This is a genomic window from Streptomyces sp. ATLC9, from assembly GCF_057196705.1.
The window spans coordinates 1-2,494 of the sequence record NZ_JBXUOY010000447.1 but is presented as its reverse complement, the minus strand read 5'-3'; the positions used below and the strand labels follow the sequence as shown (position 1 = coordinate 2,494).

At 74.7% G+C, this 2,494-nt stretch carries 3 protein-coding genes; 1 reads left to right on the top strand and 2 read right to left on the bottom strand.

The window, feature by feature from the left end; translation table 11 throughout:
* The coding region (locus AC2CJA_RS26080) for a hypothetical protein (RefSeq protein ID WP_484605127.1) at positions 1-201 on the bottom strand (201 nt) is incomplete at its 3' end.
* 141 nt (positions 202-342) lie between these two features.
* On the bottom strand, positions 343-993 hold the full coding sequence (locus tag AC2CJA_RS26075) for a SurA N-terminal domain-containing protein (RefSeq protein WP_484605126.1): 651 nt from the start codon (positions 991-993) through the stop codon (positions 343-345).
* A 267-nt stretch (positions 994-1,260) separates the two neighbouring features.
* On the opposite strand from AC2CJA_RS26075, the gene AC2CJA_RS26070 reads away from it, so the two are divergent.
* Positions 1,261-2,494, top strand: a 1,234-nt coding sequence (locus AC2CJA_RS26070) for an acyltransferase (RefSeq protein WP_484605125.1), incomplete at its 3' end; no start/stop codon positions are given.

Here is a 2,494-nt window from a genome sequence, read left to right as displayed (position 1 = left end):
GGGGCTCCGGGGGGGCGGCCCCGGGCCGGGCCGCCCCCCGGCCCCGCCGCCCGCCCCGGTGAGGTCGGCGAGCCGTTCCGCGCAGGCCCGGACGCATTCGGTGAGCGCGGTGCGCGCCTCGGCGTCCCGCGCGGCACCCGGCCGCAGGCGCGGAATCCCCGGCCACGCCCGTGACGCGGCCCCGGGCCTCTTCGTCCTCATGTCTCTCCACTGTTCGGCGGCGGGACGCCGAACAGTGCCCGACCGCCGCGCGGCGCGTGTGACACCGTGCCGACTTCCGGGTGAACAGTGGTGGAACCATCGGCGGGGACCGGCGGGCCGGGCGGGGCCGGGACGGAGGCGTCAGGCGGGCTGCCGCGGCTCGGGGTTGGAGACGTTCCTGATCCACGGCTCCTTGGTGTCGGTCAGGGTGATCTGTTCGTCGTCCCAGGCGCCGAAGCGCGGGTTGACGGTCACGTCCAGCTTCTCGGACGCCTCCACCAGCGCCCGTGTGACCTTCTGCTGGCCCTGGGGCGTCTGGAGGTTCGCGCCCAGCTTCCCGGCCAGTTCCTGCACCAGCAGCTGGGAGCGCACCGCCTGGTCGATCTCGTCGGGCGCCACGGCCCGCTGCTGGAGCATCATCGCCTCCAGCTGCTCGGGGCCGCCCACGTTGCGCTCGGCCTCCTCGCGCGCCCGCTGGACCTCGGCGCGGTTCACCGTCACCCCGGCGTCCTCGGCGGCCCGCTCCAGCACCCGCTCGAAGACCAGGGAGCCGACCGTGCCGCGGGTGAGCTGCTCGGTGTTCCTGACGAGCTCGGCGCCGCCGTCCGACTCGCCCTGCGCGGCCCGTACGGACCGCACCTGCGAGTGCACCTGTTCCATGGTGATCCGCTCGCCGCCGACGACGGCCGCCGCGCCCGGGTGGGCTTCGCTGCCGCAGGCGGTCAGCAGCGGCGCCGCGACGAGCACCGCCGCCGCGGCTGAGAGGGAGAGCGAGGTCCTGCGGCGGATCATTGAGCCTCCTGAGTGCGGCTGTGGAACGGGTGGTGTGGACGGTGCTGGGGAACACCTGTGCAATGCCGTCCCGGCGATGATCGATGCTAGGCAGTCGGCGTGTCTCACACCACCGTTTCGGCACTGTTTCGGCGAACGGGCCCGCGGCCGGGGGGACGCGCCGCCCGCTCCGGCGGCGGAACGAGCGGGGAGCGGGGCGGGGCGGTCCGGGGCAGTGTTCGCCGATCGTTCCCGTTCCGTACACCCGGGTGCCCGAGAGTGGCCTCCGTGTCCAACGAAACAGCCGTGCAGACCCCGGAGCGCGGGCCCGACGCCGGCGCGGGCTCCGGGCAGAGCGACCCGGCGCGGAACGCGCCCCTCCCCGGGGTCTCCGCGCCCGCCGCCCACTCCTCCTCCCCCGCGCCGGAGCCCGCTCCCCGGCCCGCTCCCCGCGAGTACCGGCACGACATCGACCTGATGCGGCTGATCTGCTCGGTCACGGTGATGCTGGGCCACGTCGGCGGGGTGTTCATCGCCGCGGTCGACCGCCAGGAGTCGGGCGGGCCCGGCGCCTACTGGACCGGGCACATCGTGGAAGCCCTCAACCCGTTCGCGGTGCCGATGTACTTCGCCATCGCCGGGTGGGCGGTACTGGCCGGCGCGCCGCCGCGCGACAGCCGCCGCATGTGGCAGCGGATCGTGCGCAACTCGGTGCCGCTGTTCGTCTGGACGGCCCTCTACCTGCTGTGGGGCCGGGCGTGGGGCACCAACGACGGGCCGGTGTCGCGGCTGGCGGTGGAGGCCCTGTTCGGATCGGTCCGCCCCGCGTACCACCTGTGGTTCATGTACGCCTACATCCCGCTGATCGCCGCCCTGGCCTTCGTGGTGCTCGTGCGGGCCGGGAAGCGGCCGTGGGGACTGGGCGCGGCGCTGCTGGTGCTCGCGTCGGCGCCCTCCCTGATGGGCGACCTGGAGCGGTGGACCGGCTGGGACCTGCCGCGCTTCGGCTGGGGCTTCGGCGTCTACCAGGTGGCGTACGCGCTGGGCGGCGCGATGCTGTTCGCCCTGCCGGCCGGGGCCCTGGGCCGTCTGGCGGGCCGCCGGTGGGTGTGGGCGGTACCGATGGCGCTGACGGCGGCCGGGGTGCTCTGGTACCACACGCGGGTCCACTACGTGATCCCCAACGCGCATCTGCTGGTCGCCGTGATGACCGGCTGTGTACTGCTCATGGTCACCCGGGTGCGGGTGCCGGACCGGTGGGTGCCGTCGCTGTCGAAGCTGGCGGGGGCGGCGCTGGGCGCGTACATGGTGCACGTGATGGTGATCTCGGCGATCGTGGAGCCGCTGGTCTCCGCGGATGTGCCGGGGACGGTGGCCGGGCCGCTGTTCGTGGTGCTGCTGGCCGCCACGGTCGCGGTGTCGTTCGGCGCGAGCCTGCTGTGGGGGCGGCTGGGGCTGCGCTTCCCGTTCGGCCACCAGGCGGTGGCCTCGGTGGTCGTCGGCTGCTCCACCGGGGCCGAGG

Bases quoted from the DNA above. Each gene is read 5' to 3' on its own strand.
- AC2CJA_RS26075 (WP_484605126.1), bottom strand. From the start codon at position 993: ATGATCCGCCGCAGGACCTCGCTCTCCCTCTCAGCCGCGGCGGCGGTG.